The organism is Flagellimonas meridianipacifica (assembly GCF_003001695.1).
Classification (GTDB): domain Bacteria; phylum Bacteroidota; class Bacteroidia; order Flavobacteriales; family Flavobacteriaceae; genus Flagellimonas; species Flagellimonas meridianipacifica.
Window position 1 is genome coordinate 1,114,137 of sequence record NZ_PVYX01000001.1, and the last position, 19,636, is coordinate 1,133,772.

The following is a 19,636-nucleotide window of genomic DNA, read 5'->3' on the forward strand; positions in this document are numbered from 1 at the left end:
TAAAAATAGTTGAACTTTAGGGGTTGTCTGGTAGAGCAAAGGCAATAATCTTGTTTCCTTTTGGGGTTCCCAGTTTTTCTCCCCCACAAGCCAAGGCTATATATTGTTTGTTGTTTACCTGATAGGTGGCAGGCGTAGCAAAAGAGGCAGCTGGTAATTTATACTGCCATAGCAGTTTTCCATTATGACGATCAAATATCCTGAAAAAACCATCTTTGGTTCCAGCTATAAAAAGGAGGCCATTTTCAGTTATAATGGGTCCTCCATAACTTTCACATCCTGTATGTTCTCCTGTTTTATTTTCCAGTCCGGGAGTATCCCCAAGGGTAATGGACCATACATAGTCTCCAGTGTTCATATTGATGGCATGTAAGGTTCCCCATGGAGGGTCAATTGCCGGAAGGCCATTGCTGTCCAAGAATTTGGTATAGCCCAAATGGCGATAAGGCAGTTTTGGGTATTCATCCCTATTGTTTGAAGTAACCTCCATCTTATCTGGTTCATCATACAGGAAAGCAATAAGACCATCTACTTCCTCATCACTTAGCTGCGGAAAACCAACCATCATGCCCTTTCCTTTTTGGATGATTTGTTTTGTTTCCAATTCTGATAGTTTTGTTTTAAGCCCAACTAGGGAGGGATACCCACTTTGAATAGCACCTTCGCGATTTCGCTGATGGCATACACTACAATATTTGGCATACAGACTTTTTCCTGTAATGGCATCGTTTTCAGCTGGAGTTAGTGAATCTTTACCCATTCGCAGTATAAATGGCATTTCATTGGAGTTGACATAAAGTATTCCGTTTTCGGGGTCTACACCTGCACCTCCCCATTCTGCGCCTCCATCGTACCCAGGAAGCAGCAAAACTGGGTCAAGCGAAGGCGGCGCATAAACAGCATTGTTGGCTTGCTCCAGCATCCTTTTGAGTTCTTCTTTGTTTGGCGCAAAAGGGCTAATGTTTTCTAAGGAGATTTCATTGGATTGCCTAGCAAAAGGTTTGGGCTTTACTGGAAATGGTTGGGTAGGCCATGTTTCTTCGCCTGTTAAAGAGGATTGGGGAACTTTACGTTCCTCAACATTAAATAGGGGTTCACCCGTTAATCTATTAAAAGCAAAAACATATCCTTGTTTGGTTACTTGAACAACGGCAGGTATCGATTTTCCATTATTGCTTAACATCATCAAATTGGGAGGAGCAGGTGGGTCGCGGTCCCAAACATCATGATGTGTAAATTGGAAGTGCCATAGGAGGTTACCAGTGTTTACATCCAAGGCTAATAAAGAATTGGCATAAAGATTTTCTCCTTTTCGAATGCCTCCGTAAAAATCTGGGGCAGCAGAACCCGTAGGAACATAAAGAATTTCGTTTTCAGCATCAAGGGCCATTCCAGCCCAGTTATTGGCTCCACCTACGTGTCCTTTTTGAATTGACTCTTCATCTTTCCAGGTTTTGTATGCGGGATCTTCAGGTAAGGGAATGGTATGGAAGACCCAGGCTAGAGCACCGGTCTCCACATTAAGGGCCATAAGGTTACCGGGAGCAGCGCCGATATCTTCCGAAACACGCAAGGGCATGATAATCTTATCCTCGTGGATGATACCTGGAGTATTGGATATGACAAATTTCTCTTTGGCTGAATCTGGAAGTCCTGACCTCAAATCTATGGAACCCTTATTCCCGAAGGAAGAAATAGGCTCTCCGGTTAGGGCATTAAGTGCCCAAAGTTGTGAGCCTCGAGTAAATAAAATCCGTTTGTCCTCTCCTTTTGACCAATAGGTTACCCCTCTGCTTGTAGAATGCCAAGCTTCCAATTTTTCACCAAATTGCCAGACCTGTTCTCCAGTCGCTGCATGTAACGCCACAACGCGTAAAGCTGCCGTAACACCATAAAGCAGGGTATCCACAACAATTGGATTCATTTGCATCTGTCCAAAATCTTCAGATTCGTATTCCCAGGCTATTTTTAAGGAGGAAACGTTTGTCGAATCGATTTCGTTAAGTGTGGTAAAGTGAGTGTTGGCTTTATCACCGAGATACGTGCTCCATGTCTCGTATGTAGATGTTTCCTTTTGTTTTGAACAACCAGCAATAAAAGCCAACGAAAGTAGGAGTGGCAAAAGCAAGCCTCTTATGAGAGGACGATGAATAAGCATAAAGTGTTTTGGTTTAGTATGTAAGATAAAAAAAACCCAAACTCCATTTGGAATTTGGGCTTTGTTATTTGAACTCCTGGATTACAGGAATAAATGTTATCCTTTCACACTAGCAGAAAGATACTCCCGATTCATACGGGCGATATTCTCTAAGGAAATTCCTTTAGGACACTCCACTTCACAAGCACCTGTGTTGGTACAGTTGCCAAATCCTTCCAAGTCCATTTGGCGAACCATATTCTGTACACGTTCTGCAGCTTCTACTTGTCCTTGAGGTAGCAAAGCGAATTGAGAAACCTTAGCTGAGGTAAATAGCATAGCACTGGCATTTTTACATGCGGCGACACAAGCACCACAGCCAATACAAGTCGCTGCATTAAACGACTTATCAGCCATTTCTTTTTCAATAGGGATGGCATTTGCATCTACAGGTCTACCTGAAGTGTTCACAGAAATGTAACCACCAGCTTGTTGAATTCTATCAAAAGCGCTTCGGTCAACAATGAGGTCCTTGATGATAGGAAAAGCTGTGGCTCTCCATGGCTCAATTACAATTTCATCCCCATCGTTAAAACTTCGCATGTGCAATTGACATACGGTAATTCTTGAATCCGGTCCATGAGGTTGTCCATTAATCATTAATGAACAAGTACCACAAATACCTTCGCGACAATCGTGGTCAAATTCAACCGGTTCTTCACCTTTTGAAATCAATTCCTCATTCAATATATCCAGCATTTCAAGAAAGGACATGTCGCTTTCCACACCATCTAGAGTGTAGTCCACCATGGAACCTTTGGAATCTGCATTCTTTTGGCGCCAAATTTTTAAATATAGTTTCATAGCAATTTATTTATAAGACCTTGTCTTTACTTTAATGTTTTCATATTTCAAATCTTCCTTATGCAACTTGGACTTACTAGGTTCTCCTGTATATTCCCAAGCAGAAACAAATTTGAAGTTTTCGTCATCACGCAGCGCTTCACCCTCTTCGGTTTGATATTCCTCTCTAAAGTGTCCACCACAGGATTCATTACGCTCAAGCGCATCCATAGCGAAAAGTTCACCAAGCTCTAAGAAATCAGCTACTCTACCTGCTTTTTCAAGCTCTTGATTTTTGGAATATGCAGTTCCTGGAATTTTTACGTTTTCCCAGAAATCTTTACGTAATTCCGCAATCTCTTTCATGGCCTCTTTCAACTCTTTTTCGTTTCTGGACATACCACATTTGTTCCACATGATTTTACCCAGTTTTTTATGATAATAATCTACCGAGTGGATGCCACTTCCAGACATTAACTTTTCAATACGCTCACGAACTGCTTTTTCGGCTTCATCAAATTCAGTAGTTTCGGTAGAAATTGGTCCGGTACGGATATCATCAGAAAGGTAATCTCCAATGGTGTATGGCAAAACAAAATAACCATCCGCCAAACCTTGCATCAATGCAGATGCCCCCAATCGGTTTGCACCGTGGTCGCTAAAGTTGGCTTCACCAGCTGCATAACAACCTGGGATAGTAGTTTGTAGGTTGTAATCCACCCAAAGACCACCCATGGTATAGTGAACCGCTGGATAAATCTTCATTGGAGTTTTATATGGATTCTCATCCACGATTTTTTCATACATCTGGAAAAGGTTCCCGTATTTTGCTTCTACGATTTCCTCTCCTAGTTTTCGTACGGTAGCATCATCAGGATTTTTCATCCCTGAGGTTAACGCTTTTTCACGGCCGTAACGCATGATGGCCGCATCAAAATCTAGATAAACCGCTTCACCGGTTTTGTTCACACCGTAGCCAGCATCGCAACGTTCTTTGGCAGCTCTTGAAGCCACATCACGAGGTACCAAGTTTCCGAAAGCTGGGTAACGTCTTTCCAGATAGTAATCTCTGTCCTCTTCGGCAATCTCGGTGGGTTTAAGTTTCCCAGCTCTAATCGCTTCAGCATCTTCTATTTTAGCAGGCACCCAAATTCTTCCATCGTTACGAAGTGACTCTGACATCAAAGTCAACTTAGATTGATGGTCTCCTGAAACCGGAATACAAGTTGGGTGAATCTGAGTAAAACAAGGATTCGCAAAATATGCTCCTTTTCGGTGCGCCCTCCAGGCAGCCATCACGTTTGCTCCCATACAATAGGTGGATAAGAAGAACAAGTTTCCATAACCGCCTGTGGCCAAAACTACGGCGTGAGCGGAATGTCTTTCAATCTCACCGCTTACCAAATCCCTAGCTATTATTCCACGGGCTTTGCCATCGACAAGAACCAAATCCAACATTTCGTGACGTGTATAGGATTTGATTTTTCCTCTTTGAATTTGACGGTTCATGGCGGAATAAGCTCCTAAAAGCAACTGCTGTCCCGTTTGTCCTTTGGCATAGAACGTTCTGGAAACCAAAACCCCTCCAAAGGAACGATTATCCAGGAGGCCTCCATATTCGCGCGCAAAAGGAACACCTTGTGCTACACATTGGTCAATAATATTAGTGGAAACTTCGGCTAATCGATGCACATTAGCTTCACGGGAGCGATAATCCCCACCTTTAATTGTGTCATAAAACAGGCGATAAACACTATCGCCATCTCCTTGATAATTCTTTGCTGCATTTACTCCACCTTGAGCTGCAATGGAGTGTGCTCGTCTGGGAGAATCTTGATAGCAAAATGTTTTCACATTATAACCAAGTTCTGCTAAAGTAGCAGCGGCAGAACCTCCTGCCAAACCTGTGCCCACTACAATGATATCAATGTTTCTTTTGTTGGCAGGGTTCACCAAGTCTATTTCATTCTTATGTTTGGTCCATTTGTCCGCTAAGGGACCAGAGGGAACCTTTGAATCCAATTTGCCCATGATTAATGTGTTAATGGGTTAAGGTGGTGAAACAAGGCTATAAAAACGAAGCCCAATGGAATAGCCACCGAAAATATTTTAGTAAATGTTTTGATTCCTTCAGAGTACTTATTGTTGACTCCCATGGTTTGGAAGGATGAAGAAAAGCCATGCCATAAGTGAAGACTTAACAGCACAAAGGAGATCACGTAGAGAACGGTCCTCCAAAATGGTTCGAATTTATGTACGGTCTCTTCATGATATCTTGTTGGCATTTCAGGGTTGACCTCTACATATTTGTAGACCATTTCCGGTACCCAAAAATCATAAAAGTGAAGTGCTAGAAAAGCGAGTACCACCAAACCTGAGTAAATCATATTTCTTGAAACCCATGAAGCATTGGCGCTACCTTTGAATTTGGCATATCCTATGTTTCGTGCCTTTTTGTTTTGGATTTCCAAGGCAAACCCCATCACAAAGTGAATGATTACCCCAGCAATCAAAATAGGTTGTAAAAGATATTGTACCAAAGGGTTGTATCCCATAAAATGGGACCAGGTGTTAAAGGTTTCGGGATCAATGACAGAAGTAATGTTGATGACGAAATGCTGCGTTAAGAAAACAACCAAAAAAAGACCCGAAAGTGCCATCACTACTTTACGGGCTATCGAAGATTTTACAAATCCACTCATTAGTGCTGATTTTACAGTCAAATTTACGGCACGGATGAGTTTTTAACAAGTTTTCAACTTTTCAAAGCAGCTAATTTAGAATCAATATAAACGGATTGTTAGGATAAAAAAGTAGGTTGAGCATTTTAAGTGGGATTTAAAAAAAAGGGGAACTTTTTGGTTTGGACCATTTGAAGACCAATTAATCTTCTATGTTGAACAAATCCGCAATTTCTTCGTACGACATTTTGGAGTAGTCGTACTCCGAAGATTTGGAGGTTATTATGATTCCTCCACCGTCATCGTCAGGTTGTCCACCAGGAATTAGGACATAGCGATAATCTTCAATAACAGGAGACCCTACATTACTACCATCCAGGGATGCAATGGTAAGCCGAATGTTTCCAACCCCATTAATTCTAAAGCCATGGTTATCGTTGACAATGACCTGTGGCAAAGGAAAAATTTCGGGAGATGGAATTACAATGTTCCTACCAAAAACTAAAACTGTTCCTTGATCTATAATTTCTTGGGTAAGGCCTGGGGCTGATAAATCGACACCAGCTGCTGGATCAGTGATATTGGCATCAAACTCAGAATCAATCCAATTAGAGTAAATTACATTGGCTGTTCCAGTTTCTCCCTGTTCTCCCTGTGCACCGTCGGCTCCATCTGCACCGTCGGCTCCATCAGCTCCAGCGGGCCCCGCTACTCCTTGTTCACCTTGAGGACCCTGAGGACCTGCTGGCCCAGTTTCGCCGTCCTCTGCGGAGCATGAGGTCAAAAAGAAGACCCCAAGGAATAAGATTGTTATTCCATAAATTACATTTGCTTTTGTTTGCATAACAGATTTAAATTTAAAATTGAAAGGGTAAAGCTAAAATGCATGATAAAGAGCCCATCATGCTGGGTTATATGATGAGGGAACTACTTTGTATTGAACAGGTTAAAGTGTATACATTGCTTTTCTTGGCCAATAAAACTCCAAATGCACTCTATAAGTTAAAAAAGCGGTTTATACACTGTAGTGAACCATCCATAAGAAAATAGGATCTGGAGGTTAAAAGCTGATGTAATTTGCTGAAAAGTATAACCCCATGATAAAAGCAGTCATTGTAGATGATGAATCTGGAGCAATCAATGGACTTACTTATGAATTGCAGAAGTTTCCAGATAAAATACGCGTTGTGGACACCTTCTCTTCAGCAATCGATGCTATATCTGGAATTAACTACCTAAAACCAGATTGTGTTTTTCTTGATATAGAAATGCCTGAAATGAATGGCTTTTCCCTATTGCAAAAACTGACCTATCGAGACTTTGCCATTGTATTCACCACAGCTTATGATCAGTATGCCATAAAAGCATTTAAGGAAAGCGCTCTTGACTATCTACTAAAACCTGTGGATGAAGAAGACATAAGGTCCATTATTGTAAAATTGGAAAAGCAAAACCTATCCAGTAGTTTTCATAATCGGTTTCAGGAAACCCTTGATGCATTCACTAAATCCAATGCGAAACAAATGGTTCAATTTCCTGTGAATGGAAAAATACTATTTGCAAAAACTGATGAGATAGTCTACTGCGAGTCAGATGGGAATTATACCAACATCTTTTTGGATTCTTCAAAGAGTTTTTGTGTTTCCAAAAAATTAAAGGAAGTAGAGGCATTACTTCCTGAGCGTACCTTTTTTAGAGTTCACAACTCTTTTGTTATAAACACCTTGAAAGTTGTAGAGTATATAAGAGCGGAAGGGTATGTGGTATTATCGAACGACAAAAAAATCTCGGTATCTCGAATAAAGAAAGATGCGTTTTTACGAAAAATGGTTCATTGCTAGCGCCTTATGAAGGGTAGTGCAACTATACTGCAATTTTTAGAAAACAGTAGTGAGAACGGATTGGGCTTTATGGTGGTGGTGGTCCTTTTTTATCTTTTTATATTTTTTCTGATACAATATTTTCAGCATAAAAAACTCTTTTTTCTTCTTTACAGTCTGTACACACTGGTAAGCGGCATAGGTCTTCTCAGATACATAAAGGGTGTCTTTTTTACTGGATTTTTTGAATCTGATTCGGGAAGGAGTTTCTCTATGTGGATTCATTACCCTACTCAGCTATTGGGCACACTTCTCTTTACATATTTCATTATCCATATTATGAGACTCAAAGAGAAACATCCTAAAGCAATACGAATTATTGGGTATTACTATTTAATTGTTTCCCCTGTATACTTAATGCTCTATGGGTTACAGATGGCAAACCCCAGATCCTATTTGATAGATTATTTTCATGGAATGGTCTACATCCCAACGGGTTATATCATATTCTTTTGGGTGTTTCACATGGTATACAAGCAGAAAATGATGATAAAAAAATACATTTTCACAGGAATGTTTGTGTTGGGGACCACCTATCTGCTGTTGTTCATTTCCACCATCAAAAACGTTAGGGTCAACGACCAATACCTCTACATTCTCTATCTAGGTATTTTAGTGGAAAGCCTCCTATTTGCCTTGGCCATCGGTTTGGAACAAAAGCTTGTCTACATGGAAAATGATGAGATTCAGAAAAAGTATATTTCCCAATTGGAGGAGAATCAGATTATTACGGATAGTATGAATAGAACACTTTCCGAAGAACTGGAACAAACCAAATCCAACGTTGTTGAACTTACCGCCGAAGCCCATAGGGAACGCACGGAGAAACTTACCATAGCATTTGAAAACAAATTCTCCCAATTAAAATTGGATGCACTTCGTAGTCAAATGAGTCCTCACTTTATTTTTAATGCAATCAACTCCATAAAATCCTATTTTATTGAAAATGATAGGGAAAAGGCGATATATTTTCTCACCAAGTTTTCAAAGTTGATACGAAATATTTTAGAGAGCTCAAGAAAGGAACAAATTTCGCTTGAGGAAGAATTGGACATCTTGAAAGTTTACGTAGAAATTGAAAATAATAGATTCAAGAATGATATTCATTTTAAAATTGAAGTAGAGGAAGACCTTCGGATAAATAAGATTATGGTCCCTCCCCTTTTTTTGCAACCCTTTGTGGAAAATGCAATTTGGCATGGTCTTTTGACTAAAAAAGGAGAAAAAAATCTCACTATTAGAATCCATAAAAACAGCGATTCAAAAATGATAAAAATTGAAATTGAGGACAATGGTATAGGTAGGGAGGCAGTCAAACTGCGCAACACCAAAAACGTTTTAAGAAAAGAATCTTTAGGGTTATCCTTGACCAAAGACCGAATGGAACTGTTTAGCAAAAAATTGGGAAAGCCACTCACGTACTGCATAAAAGACCTCTACAGTGCCGTTGACAAAAAAGCGACCGGCACTTTAGTAGAAGTAAACATTCCAAGAGCAGCTTAAATTTCAATGATTATTTACTCCCTTCACACCAAATGGATAGTAAACTCTTGCGAGGTTTAATTTTTTTAAGCGATATTACAATAGTTTAAGATTAGGGTTCCGTTCCAATGGACATTGCAATTTTATCGGTCAGCTTAAATGTGCATTCTACTCGTAGAATTGTGGAAGAGGCCCAAAAAGCTGGCCACTATGTTGAATTGATAGACCATACAAAATGTTCTGTCAAATTAGGCGAGGGCAAGCCTCAAATTTACTTAGGTGAGGAAAATGTAACAGACGAGTTCGATGCCATTATCCCGCGCATTGGAGCAAAAGTTACCCGACATGGTGCCGCAATAGTGAAGCAATTTGAGATGAACCATGTTTTTAGCACAGCAAGGTCTTTGGGGATTACCCGTGCTAGAAATAAGGTTAGAACATTACAAATTATGGCCCGAAAAGGCATTCCTATACCCCAAACCCTTTTTTCCATTAATCCAGACAACATCGAGGAACAGATTAGGCTGTTGGGAGGTCCCCCCGTGATCATTAAACTTCAGGAAGGAACACATGGGTTGGGTGTGATTTTGGCGGAAACCAGAAAATCGGCAAAGTCAATTATAGATACGCTCTATAAAATGGATACCAGTATTCTGCTCCAGCAATTTATTGAAGAAGCGGAAGGAGAGGATATTCGATTAATTGTTGTGGGGAATAAAGTAGTTGCGAGCATGAAGCGAAAAAGCGATATAGACGAGTTTAGGTCAAATGTCCATCGAGGTGCCGATACAGAAGCAATCACACCTACATCCAAAGAAATATACATTGCATTAAATGCAACAAAATATCTAGGACTTGGGGTTGCCGGGGTAGATTTGATCAGGTCAAAAAAGGGCCCTCTTTTGTTGGAGGTAAACGCTTCGCCCGGATTAAAAGGAATAGAGGCAGCTACAAACGTCAATGTGGCAAAACATATAATTCAGTTTGTTGAAAGAAATGCACTCAGAAAAAGAAAATAAGACTATTGTAATCAACGACAACACTATCGCTCGTGGTGAAAACAAGTTGGTACAGATAAAGATTGCTCGACTCCCCACAGGCACATTGATAGATATTCCTGTTCATGTTTTCAACTCGAAGAAACCGGGTCCCACTGTCCTGGTTCAGGCCGGATTACATGGTGACGAAATCAATGGTGTTGAAACCTTAAGGCGTATGTTGGAGCAGAACATGTTTCAAGTAAAACGAGGGGCGGCTATTGTGGTACCCATTTTAAATGTGTTTGGGTTTATTCATTTTTCAAGGGATGTACCTGACGGAAAGGATGTAAATCGCAGTTTTCCGGGAAGCAGAACAGGTTCTTTGGCAAGCAGGATTGCACATAACTATACCACTCAAATATTGCCTCATGTAGATTTTGCCATTGACTTGCACACGGGAGGAGCGCAACGGAACAATTATCCACAAGTACGCTATACCGAAGCGGATGAAAACAGTAAGTCATTAGCAGAAATGTTCAATGCCCCATATTATTTTCCTTCGCGACTAATTGCGGGAACGTTTAGAAAGGTCACATTTAAAATGGGGATTCCCACTATTGTCTTTGAGGGAGGGGAAAGCATGCGGTTTGATGAGGGTGCCATCGTTGCTGGAATGGAAGGAATTCAAAGGGTGTTGGCCATGCACAAAATGCTTCCAAAAGAAGCCAAACCAAAAAAGAGACAATCCAAACAATTGGAAAAACGAAGATGGATTAGAGCACCTAGGTCCGGTATGTTTGTCCCATCAATCACGAATGGTGCTTACGTAAGCAAAGGACAAGAGTTAGGTGTAATTACGGACACTTTTGCCAAAAAAAACAGAAAAATCAGTGCTCCTTTTGAAGGGTATATTTTTTGTGTGAACCACCAAGCGGTGGTCAATCAAGGTGACGCACTTTTTCACCTAGGGCGCTAGGCGTAATTACCCTGTTGGGACGTGGTTTGTTCTTCAATTTTTGACAGACTCCAATCAATGGCCTCTTCCAAATCCGAAAACTGTTTGATATTATTCCTAAAGAACATGCGCTCCATGACCAAACTAGCAAAACTTCCATGAGTGCTGCCTACCACAGAGTAGAGATTGAGTTGATGTCTATTGAAATAAAACTTTCTCCAATCTGCGGGAACTACTGAGTAATGGTTCACCCTATTGGAAATATAAGCAATAGGTTTATCACGCCCAATGACCTCATAAGCAGCCTCCACTGCTTTCGTTGCCATTTCCCAACCAAAAAGTACGCCTTCGTTGATTTCCGAAATCACTAGATTGTCGAAGAAATAAAAAACACCAAATTCGTATTCTCTGATTTCTCGAATGTTTTTAAAGAATTCTATTTCTCTTACCCGTTTCATTATTTTCAACCGATGAAAAGTAGAACCCCAATTAGTGGGGGAGACTCAAAAGTAAGAAAACTAGAATACCAAACCCATTTTATCAGTCAGATATTGGGGAAGTTATTGTTAAATTTTATGATTTTTATCAAAATGTATTATGGAAAACACCCATTTTCGATATAGAAAAACCATAATTACCTTTCCATATTGCTCAATTGAATCCCTAAAGCCTTGGTTGAAAGTTGAACTTCAATCAATGAAAGAATCAAAGAGACCATTAAGAAGACCAAACTGATACCAAAAACGATATTGGCCCAAACCATGAGTTCAACATAGATTAAGAACATGGTGATGGCGGCAAGCAAAAAACTGATAATGGCCGTTGCCTGCATGTTTTTGATAATATCCAGCCTTTTTCTAAGTGAATCGATTTGTCTTTTCAAAGGGGAATCTTCAGTTTCCACAAACTGTTTGTGCAACTGACGAATAAGACCGGCAATGGCCAAGTATCTGGCATTGTACGCCAACATGGTCAGGGAGATTGCCGGAAAAAGAAGGGCAGGGATGCTAAGACTTAATTCCACTATTCAATTTTAAATTCAATTTTTTCGTTGCTTCCATTACCTGAAAAAACAGCCATATAGGTTCCTTTGGGTAAATAGGTTTTGCCATTTTTGGATTCTTCCAATTTCATTTTGTTCTTTTTTAAGAAGTTGCTCTTTCCTTTTTTGGAAAAGGCCAAATCATATGACAAAATGTTGATTCCCTTATCCGCTTCGATAGTTGTAGAACTTACTTCTATGCCGTTCAAGGTTTGTATGCTGGCATCGAAGGGACCCGCAGTTGAAGTATAAAAGTGTATATCCAATCCAGGAGTACTTGGTTTTATCCAAGAACTCCAAGCATTGCCCCAATTTTTGGAATGTTTTATGTCCTTCACTTCAAAAACGGTCAACTTTACGTCCATGACTTGTGAAGTGACTTTTTGTAAAGACGAAATATCAGCTTTATAGATACTTCTTCCATGAGTGCCGACTAAAAGATGGTTGGCTTCTGGCTGAATCACCAAATCATGTACGGCCACATTGGGCATCTCGTTTTGCATCAACTCCCAAGATTCACCACGATTGAATGACACATAGAGGCCATTATCTGTACCGGCAAAAATCAAATTTTCATTTTTTGTGTCTTCTACCAAGGTATTAACTGGAGATGCTGGAATGTTGGACGAAATGTTCTTCCACGATTTTCCATAATCCTCACTTACATATATATAAGGTGTAAAATCATCCCATCGATATCCGTTGAGCGCAACATAGACTCTTTCTTTTTTATGCTTGGAGGCTGTGACCTCGCTTACCCATAAATCTTTGGGAAGGGTGTTGGACACATTCTCCCAGTCAGCGCCTCCGCTTTTGGAAACATGAACCAACCCGTCATCACTTCCCACGTAAAGCAATCCAAACGCAAAAGGTGATTCAGAGATGGTGGTCAATGTGCCATAGGCCACATTCCCCTTTTTGCCACCTTGGGTCAAGTCTTGAGAGATGGCCTCCCAATCATCACCTTGGTTGAGAGAACGGTGCAGTTTGTTTCCACCCAAATACAAAATATCTTGATTATGTTCTGAAAGCAGAATAGGGGTTTGCCAATTGAATCGATACGGTGATTCCCCTAACTCGTGTTTGGGTTGGATGTATTTTCGCTTTCCATTTTCGAGATTCAGGCGGTAGTAGTTGCCAAATTGAAATCCAGTGTAGACTATGTTCGAGTTTCGGCTATCGATTTGAACCTGCATACCATCACCTCCCATAATCATCTCCCAAGGATTTTTCCCAGTCTGGTGCCAGCGACTGTCTTCCGTATTGTTATGAGCTCCTTTCCAGACCCCATTGTCCTGAAGCCCTCCGTACACATTGTATGGTTTTTCATGGTCAATATTTATAGCATAGAACTGTCCTACTTTGGGCGAGTTGTTCTTCATCCAATTTCCGCCATCATTATAAGTGATATTGACTCCGCCATCGTTTCCATTTATCAAATGTCCTGGTCTATTGGGGTTAATCCAGAGTGCATGGTGATCTGCATGCACGTTTTCCTTGCTTATGGAAGTGTATGTTTTTCCACCATCATCAGATTTTATCAATGGAACACCAGCTAGGTAAATTCTATCCTTGTTGCTCGGGTCCACTCGTATTTGGGCAAAATAGTATCCATAGCTATAAAAAAGGTCATCAATGTAATTCTCGTTCATTTTTTTCCAAGTCATACCGGCATCATCGCTTCGGTACACTTCGGCACCGATGACCGGGGTATCAAAAAGCAGTGAATTTGCATTTTCCAAGTACTTTGCTAAATCTATGGGTTGCACCGCACCACTTCGAACCATTTGTTTTACATTTTCGGCGCGATACTTTTCTTGAAAACCATTGTTTTTCAGATAATCATTGAGTTTTTTATCATCCAAGGCCAAAAAAGCATCTCGGTTCATGGATTTGAAATCCTCTTTGGTAAGCTCATCCTTTTTTTCCTCTTCTTTTTTCTCCCTTCGGAACTGACTATCGTGTACCGCGTAAACGGTATTATCATCAAAAACGGCCAAACCGATTCTTCCGACACCATCACCTGTGGGGAAACCACTTTCAGTTGCTGAAACCAAATTCCATGTACTCCCCCCATCTGTACTTTTATAGATACCTGAAGCGGTTCCATTCCCTGAGAAGTTCCATGCTTTTCGGTCCTTTTGCCAAGCCGCGGCATATTGAATACTAAAGTTATTTGGGGAGTGGGCCACATCTATGATTCCCGTGGCATCGTCAACAAAGAGAGTGCGTTGCCATGTTTTTCCACCGTCTGTAGTTTTGTAAACGCCGCGTTCCTCATTTAGCGAATATAAATGCCCGGTAACTCCTACTACCAATTCGTTGGGATTTTGAGGATTGATTAAAATGCGACCAATATGATGGGAATCTGGAAGGCCCATATTTTCCCACGTTTTTCCTCCATCTGAAGATTTCAAGATTCCAATTCCGGCGTAAGAAGAGCGTGAGGAATTGTTTTCTCCGGTACCCACCCAAAGGTTTCCGTTGGTCCAATCCACAGCAATATCACCTATATTTTGAGTTTCCGAAGTATCCATAATGGGAGTAAAGGAAATCCCGTTGTTTTTTGTATGCCATAGACCACCTGAGGCATAGGCCACATAAAACTCTGTAGGGTCATTTGGATTTACTTCAAGGTCTACCACTCTTCCGCTCATTACCGAAGGGCCAATGTTTTTTAAGGCAACATTCTTCACCAAGGAGGTCTGGTTCATTTTGGTTTTTTCTTTCAGCGCATCCATAACCACATTGGCAGGTGTTGCTGGTTTTTGGGCCACGGAAATTTGAAAAACAAGAAAGAGTAACGGAAGTAATAGAGGTCTCATTAAGTGTTATTTTATTTTAGGTGGTTGAAGGTATGAATTTGTCTTCGGTAACGCAATTGGCTACATTTGATAAAACCGTGTTTTTCAAATGAAATATCATCCAATAGAGAATCAGCTCTTTATAAAGAACCGCAAAAAATTCATGGCAAAGATGCAGCCCAAAAGTATCGCTGTGTTCAATTCCAACGATATTTATCCCATAAGTGCGGATAGCACTATGCCCTTTGAACAGCATCGGGATATTTTTTATCTGAGTGGGGCTGACCAAGAAGAAACCATACTCTTGCTTTTTCCAGATGCTATGGATAAAAAACACCGTGAGGTTTTGTTTGTTCGCGAAACGAATGAGCATATCGCAGTTTGGGAAGGGGCCAAGTTGACCAAAGAACAAGCAACTAAGGTTTCAGGGATTGAAACAATATATTGGTTATCTGATTTTGACAAGGTCTTTTTTGATTTAATGACCGAAGCTGACGTTGTTTATTTCAATACAAATGAGCACTATAGACAAGCGGTGCAGACCCAAACTCGCGAGGACCGATTTATTGTAAAATGTAAAAAAGATTTTCCTGCACACCAGTGGGCAAAGAGCAATCCAATTTTGCAACAAATTAGAGGGGTAAAAGAGCCGGAAGAAATCAAACTTATGCAGCGAGCTTGTGACATCACTGAAAAAGGATTTCGAAGAATTTTGGAATTCACTAAGCCCGGGGTTTGGGAATACGAAATGGAAGCTGAATACTTGCATGAGTTTATTCGGAATCGCTCTAAAGGATTCGCATATACCCCTATCATTGCTGCCGGGAACAACGCCAATGTACTTCATTATATAGAAAACAATCAACAGGTGAAGGATGGCGATTTGATTTTGATGGATGTGGGAGCTGAATATGCCAACTACTCCAGTGATATGACCCGCACCATTCCTGCAAACGGACGATTTACTGACCGACAAAAAGAGGTTTATAATGCAGTACTTCGCGTGAAAAATGAGGCTACAAAAATCTTGGTGCCCGGTACTATTTGGGCTGAGTACCACAAAGAAGTGGGTAAGGTCATGACCTCTGAATTATTGGGTTTGGGACTTTTGGATAAAGCCGATATTCAAAATGAAAACAAAGATTGGCCAGCTTACAAAAAGTATTTTATGCACGGTACTAGTCATCATATTGGGTTGGATACCCATGATTATGGAGAACTGAAAACCCCTATGAAACCGAACATGGTCTTTACCGTTGAACCTGGTATTTATGTTCCTGACGAAGGCTTTGGAATCCGCATTGAAGATGATGTAGTAATTCAAGAAAATGGAGCGGCACTAAACCTAATGAAGAACATCCCAATCGAAGTAGAGGAGATTGAAGCATTGATGAATGCATGATGCATCCGCTACGAAAACATATTGAGGAGCTGATTGATCTCACCGATGAGGAATTTGAGTTTGTTCTACAACATTTTGAACCCGTTAAAAAACGAAAACACCAACATATCGTTCAGGAAGGGGATTTTGTAAGGAAGGAATATTGGGTAGTTAAGGGATGTTTGAAGAGTTGTTTTTTTGATGATGAAGGAAAGGAACACATTCTACAGTTCGGAATGGAAAATTGGTGGATTACGGATTATGAATCCTTTATAAAGAAAACCAAATCCGAAATCAATATTGATTGCATTGAGGACAGTGACCTGCTTTACATAACGTATGAAAATCGGGAGAGGTTGACGGCCCAAATGCACAAAATGGAACGGTTTTGGGCCAAAAAAAGCAAATATGGCAGAATAGCACTTCAAAAGAGAATTCTTTCCCTCTTAAAAAATTCGGCCAAAGAACGCTATGACCTACTCCTTGAAGAATACCCCCAACTTTTTCAACGCGTACCCAAAAAATTAATAGCCGCTTATCTAGGAGTTTCAAGGGAAACTTTGAGCAGATTATCTTCCTAACAAACGTCTTTCTTACTGCTCATGTGATGTATGTCACACAGAATCTGTGACATAGCTCCTTTCTGGCCATAGGCCAACCCCAGACCTTTGTCTTATGTAACATTTAAAATTTAAAAAGATGCCATACATCAACATTAAGGTTACTGACGAAGGGGTAACCAAAACACAGAAAAAAGAATTGATTGAAGGGGTAACACAGGTATTGGTGAATGTTTTGGACAAAGATCCACAGACCACCCATATTGTTATCGATGAGGTCCCCAAAGAAAATTGGGGTTACAACGGAAAGCAGTACACAGGAACAAAAAAACAGCAATCATGAAAAACAAAACAGCAATTATTACAGGTGCCTCTACAGGCATAGGGAAAGAAACGGCCAAATACTTTTTGGAGCGGGGCTACAATGTGGTGATGAACTCATCGAGTGAGGCCAACCTTAAAAAGGCATTTGAGGATTTGGGTGCTCCCTCAAATGCGGCATATGTTCCGGGAGATATCAGCGAACGTAAAACGGCACAGCAGCTAGTGAATTTGGCTTTGGAAAGGTTTGGCAGCATAGATGTATTGATTAACAACGCAGGCGTATTTTCACCCAAACCTTTTTTGGAAGTTACGAAGGAAGATTTGGAGCGTTTCTGGAAAATTAATTTGTTGGGAACCTATATTACTTCACAAGAAGTTATTCCGCAGATGGTAAAGCAGCAGGCAGGTGCTATCATTAACATTGGTACTGTATTGGTGGATCACGCTATAGGCGGATTCCCAGCTACCGCACCACTTACCAGTAAGGGTGCAGTCCATGCGTTTACACGGCAGTTGGCTGCTGAGTTTGGGAAGGATAACATCAAAGTGAACACCATTGCTCCCGGAATCATCAGAAGTCCGTTGCAAGGTAAAATGGGCATTGAAAATGCAGATAGTTTATCTGGACTTCATTTGCTCAACCGAATAGGCGAGGCAGAAGAGGTGGCAGAGGCAGCCTACTATTTGGCCACAGCTGATTTTGTGACCGGAGAGACCATAAATATTGCGGGAGGACATACCGTAGGACATTCAATCTAAAAAATATGAAGATGTACAAGGAAAACAGAGAAGCTATAGAACAATTGATCACCGATTATTTTGAAGGGATTTTCAATGGTGAGGTAGATAAGCTTGAAAGAAGTTTCCATGATGATGTGCACCTTTATGGGGACATTAAGGGAGTGGACTATCTAAAAAGCAAGTACGACTACCTTGAAGGTGTCAAAAATAGAAAAAGCCCTAAGGCGCTAGGAGAAGAATTCAACATGAGCATTGTAGGACTTGATGTTTTGGGGAAAGTGGCCATGGCCAAATTGCATGTTCCTTTTTCGGGGTACAATTATTACGATTATCTATCCTTTGCCAAGATTGATGGACAATGGATTATTGTCAACAAGGTGTTTACCCACGTAGAATAGATGAACTTTTTTCTAAAATTCAAAGCGGTCTGGAGTATTCCAGACCGCTTTGCTAATTTGTGGTCTTGATGGATATTGTCTAAACTATCCATTGCTATCGAGAGAGGGAAAACAGCAATATACCTTATGACCAAAAGAAATGTCCCGTTTTCGAGGAATTGTCAACGGTTATTTGATGTTTTAATCAAAAGGAACAAGCGCTTCAGCGTTATTTACAAGCACCAAAACATCAAAATTGAAAATGAATTTTTTAAGACTCTCCGAGAACTGTTTTCCATAGGATTTTTCGCGTAAGGGCTCTAGATGTACTACTACATATTTCTTACTGTAATCAGGCATGAGTTCTTGTAACTCTTTTGGTAATTGGTTTGTGTTGTCGAATTTCTTTACCGGATTTTCGGCAAAAGGATTTCCCTGAAGTTCTTCTCCAGAGATTCCTGCAACCATAAAGTGAAGCGAACGCATGTCGTTGAAAGCAGCGAGTTCGGAGACATAGTTGGAGACATCATAAATCTGCATCATACTTAACCCTCGAGTAGCATGGGTAGCACCAAGTTTAAAAACCACCTTGGGTGTAGCATTAGTCTTTAATGCTTCTTTATAGTAGGCATTAAAGTTCGACTTCATCAATTCACCACGGACATTATTGTTTTTATAGTATTCTTTAGAATAATAATACCCATAGATTTCTTTGGTCTTTTTCAGTTGCTCAAGAATTTCCGTTTCTTCTGGATTGCGATTTGTTGCCATCAAACTGTCATGAAGCTCATCAGTATAACTATTGATGAACATATCCTGAAAAGATTTGTTTTCAAGTGATTTGGCGTATGCCTTTTCGGCTCTATCTCTTAAATCTTGTGTTGCAGTTTTAAGTGATGCGTTGGTGGTATTTCTTGTTAGATGATCAAAGCTCAACCTGAACTGAGCCATAAACGTCTGATCAATTCCCCATAGGTACCCTCCCTTTGAAAGCACATTGGTAAAAAGATCATAGTCTGAAGCATTGTTATAAAAAGGAATGGCCAGGGGAAATTTTTGATATAGGGTTTGAGCGGATTTTAGGGGTTCCTTTGAAGAGGCCATTTCTTCAATTTTCTTGGCTACCAAAGCATCGGTTTCTATGCAAAGGATATTAAAACCATCTTTGTGAACAAGGTCAAAGATTGCATTGGTGAAGGAACCAACTTCCTTTATACCATGCTGCTCCCCGATCAATATGAATTGATTGTTAGGGCTTACCGTATTTATAAACCCAACAAATTGCTTGTCCGTCAGGGCATCCACCTCGAAAATGTGTTTTTTTAAAGGAGAATCTGTTTGGGCAATCATAAGATTTGCGAAAAACAAAACTGATAAAAAACGAAGTTTCATAGTATATGGTTTGCTTTCAAAGTTAGATGCCCAAGAGGGGGTTGTCACTACCGTATT

General features: G+C 40.4%; 18 protein-coding genes. 9 read left to right on the plus strand and 9 right to left on the minus strand.

The window, feature by feature from the left end; genetic code table 11:
• Positions 1 to 16: 16 nt before the first annotated feature.
• The 5 genes from CLV81_RS04980 to CLV81_RS20525 form a co-directional block, all read right to left on the minus strand.
• Positions 17 to 2,158, minus strand: a complete 2,142-nt coding sequence (locus CLV81_RS04980) for an outer membrane protein assembly factor BamB family protein (RefSeq protein WP_106143936.1) — start codon at positions 2,156 to 2,158, stop codon at positions 17 to 19.
• 96 nt (positions 2,159 to 2,254) lie between these two features.
• Complete coding sequence (locus tag CLV81_RS04985; RefSeq protein ID WP_106143937.1) at positions 2,255 to 3,001, minus strand: succinate dehydrogenase/fumarate reductase iron-sulfur subunit; 747 nt, start codon at positions 2,999 to 3,001, stop codon at positions 2,255 to 2,257.
• Between the two features lie 6 nt (positions 3,002 to 3,007).
• On the minus strand, positions 3,008 to 5,011 hold the full coding sequence (locus tag CLV81_RS04990) for a fumarate reductase/succinate dehydrogenase flavoprotein subunit (RefSeq protein ID WP_106143938.1): 2,004 nt from the start codon (positions 5,009 to 5,011) through the stop codon (positions 3,008 to 3,010).
• Positions 5,012 to 5,013: 2 nt separating this feature from the next.
• On the minus strand, positions 5,014 to 5,682 hold the full coding sequence (locus CLV81_RS04995) for a succinate dehydrogenase cytochrome b subunit (RefSeq protein WP_106143939.1): 669 nt from the start codon (positions 5,680 to 5,682) through the stop codon (positions 5,014 to 5,016).
• 181 nt (positions 5,683 to 5,863) lie between these two features.
• The gene (locus CLV81_RS20525; protein ID WP_106143940.1) at positions 5,864 to 6,505 is read right to left on the minus strand and encodes a hypothetical protein; all 642 of its coding nucleotides are present in this window, start codon (positions 6,503 to 6,505) and stop codon (positions 5,864 to 5,866) included.
• A 253-nt stretch (positions 6,506 to 6,758) separates the two neighbouring features.
• Here CLV81_RS20525 and CLV81_RS05005 point away from each other — a divergent pair, with 253 nt between their 5' ends.
• From CLV81_RS05005 to CLV81_RS05020, 4 genes are all read left to right on the plus strand, one after another.
• The gene (locus CLV81_RS05005) at positions 6,759 to 7,502 is read left to right on the plus strand and encodes a LytR/AlgR family response regulator transcription factor (RefSeq protein WP_106143941.1); all 744 of its coding nucleotides are present in this window, start codon (positions 6,759 to 6,761) and stop codon (positions 7,500 to 7,502) included.
• A gap of 6 nt (positions 7,503 to 7,508) precedes the next feature.
• A complete protein-coding gene (locus CLV81_RS05010; protein WP_106143942.1) occupies positions 7,509 to 9,044 on the plus strand; it encodes a sensor histidine kinase in 1,536 nt (511 codons plus the stop codon).
• A 107-nt stretch (positions 9,045 to 9,151) separates the two neighbouring features.
• Positions 9,152 to 10,042: a RimK family alpha-L-glutamate ligase gene (locus tag CLV81_RS05015; RefSeq protein WP_106143943.1), complete on the plus strand. Its 891-nt coding sequence runs from the start codon at positions 9,152 to 9,154 to the stop codon at positions 10,040 to 10,042.
• Positions 10,020 to 10,979: a succinylglutamate desuccinylase/aspartoacylase family protein gene (locus tag CLV81_RS05020; RefSeq protein ID WP_106143944.1), complete on the plus strand. Its 960-nt coding sequence runs from the start codon at positions 10,020 to 10,022 to the stop codon at positions 10,977 to 10,979. Before CLV81_RS05015 ends, CLV81_RS05020 begins: the two co-directional genes overlap by 23 nt.
• Here the strand turns inward: CLV81_RS05020 and CLV81_RS05025 are convergent.
• The 3 genes from CLV81_RS05025 to CLV81_RS05035 all read right to left on the minus strand — a co-directional run bounded on the left by CLV81_RS05025 (position 10,976) and on the right by CLV81_RS05035 (position 14,825).
• Positions 10,976 to 11,416, minus strand: a complete 441-nt coding sequence (locus tag CLV81_RS05025) for a hypothetical protein (RefSeq protein WP_106143945.1) — start codon at positions 11,414 to 11,416, stop codon at positions 10,976 to 10,978. The genes CLV81_RS05020 and CLV81_RS05025 overlap by 4 nt on opposite strands.
• A gap of 176 nt (positions 11,417 to 11,592) precedes the next feature.
• A complete protein-coding gene (locus tag CLV81_RS05030) occupies positions 11,593 to 11,982 on the minus strand; it encodes a DUF2721 domain-containing protein (protein ID WP_106143946.1) in 390 nt (129 codons plus the stop codon).
• Positions 11,982 to 14,825 (minus strand): VPS10 domain-containing protein, encoded by a 2,844-nt coding sequence (locus tag CLV81_RS05035; RefSeq protein WP_106143947.1) that lies wholly within the window; start codon positions 14,823 to 14,825, stop codon positions 11,982 to 11,984. Before CLV81_RS05035 ends, CLV81_RS05030 begins: the two co-directional genes overlap by 1 nt.
• An 88-nt stretch (positions 14,826 to 14,913) precedes the next feature.
• Between CLV81_RS05035 and CLV81_RS05040 the strand changes: the two genes are divergently transcribed.
• The 5 genes from CLV81_RS05040 to CLV81_RS05060 all read left to right on the plus strand — a co-directional run bounded on the left by CLV81_RS05040 (position 14,914) and on the right by CLV81_RS05060 (position 18,208).
• Positions 14,914 to 16,206, plus strand: a complete 1,293-nt coding sequence (locus CLV81_RS05040; RefSeq protein WP_106143948.1) for an aminopeptidase P N-terminal domain-containing protein — start codon at positions 14,914 to 14,916, stop codon at positions 16,204 to 16,206.
• Complete coding sequence (locus CLV81_RS05045) at positions 16,203 to 16,766, plus strand: Crp/Fnr family transcriptional regulator (protein ID WP_106143949.1); 564 nt, start codon at positions 16,203 to 16,205, stop codon at positions 16,764 to 16,766. The genes CLV81_RS05040 and CLV81_RS05045 overlap by 4 nt, the downstream gene beginning before the upstream one ends.
• A 118-nt stretch (positions 16,767 to 16,884) precedes the next feature.
• Entirely contained in the window at positions 16,885 to 17,088 is a 204-nt protein-coding gene (locus tag CLV81_RS05050) for a tautomerase family protein (protein WP_106143950.1), read from the plus strand.
• Positions 17,085 to 17,828 (plus strand): SDR family NAD(P)-dependent oxidoreductase, encoded by a 744-nt coding sequence (locus tag CLV81_RS05055; RefSeq protein ID WP_106143951.1) that lies wholly within the window; start codon positions 17,085 to 17,087, stop codon positions 17,826 to 17,828. Before CLV81_RS05050 ends, CLV81_RS05055 begins: the two co-directional genes overlap by 4 nt.
• 5 nt (positions 17,829 to 17,833) lie before the next feature.
• On the plus strand, positions 17,834 to 18,208 hold the full coding sequence (locus CLV81_RS05060; RefSeq protein WP_211297986.1) for a nuclear transport factor 2 family protein: 375 nt from the start codon (positions 17,834 to 17,836) through the stop codon (positions 18,206 to 18,208).
• A gap of 180 nt (positions 18,209 to 18,388) precedes the next feature.
• On the opposite strand, the gene CLV81_RS05065 is transcribed toward CLV81_RS05060, so the two are convergent.
• A complete protein-coding gene (locus CLV81_RS05065; RefSeq protein ID WP_106143953.1) occupies positions 18,389 to 19,579 on the minus strand; it encodes a hypothetical protein in 1,191 nt (396 codons plus the stop codon).
• Positions 19,580 to 19,636: the final 57 nt, after the last annotated feature.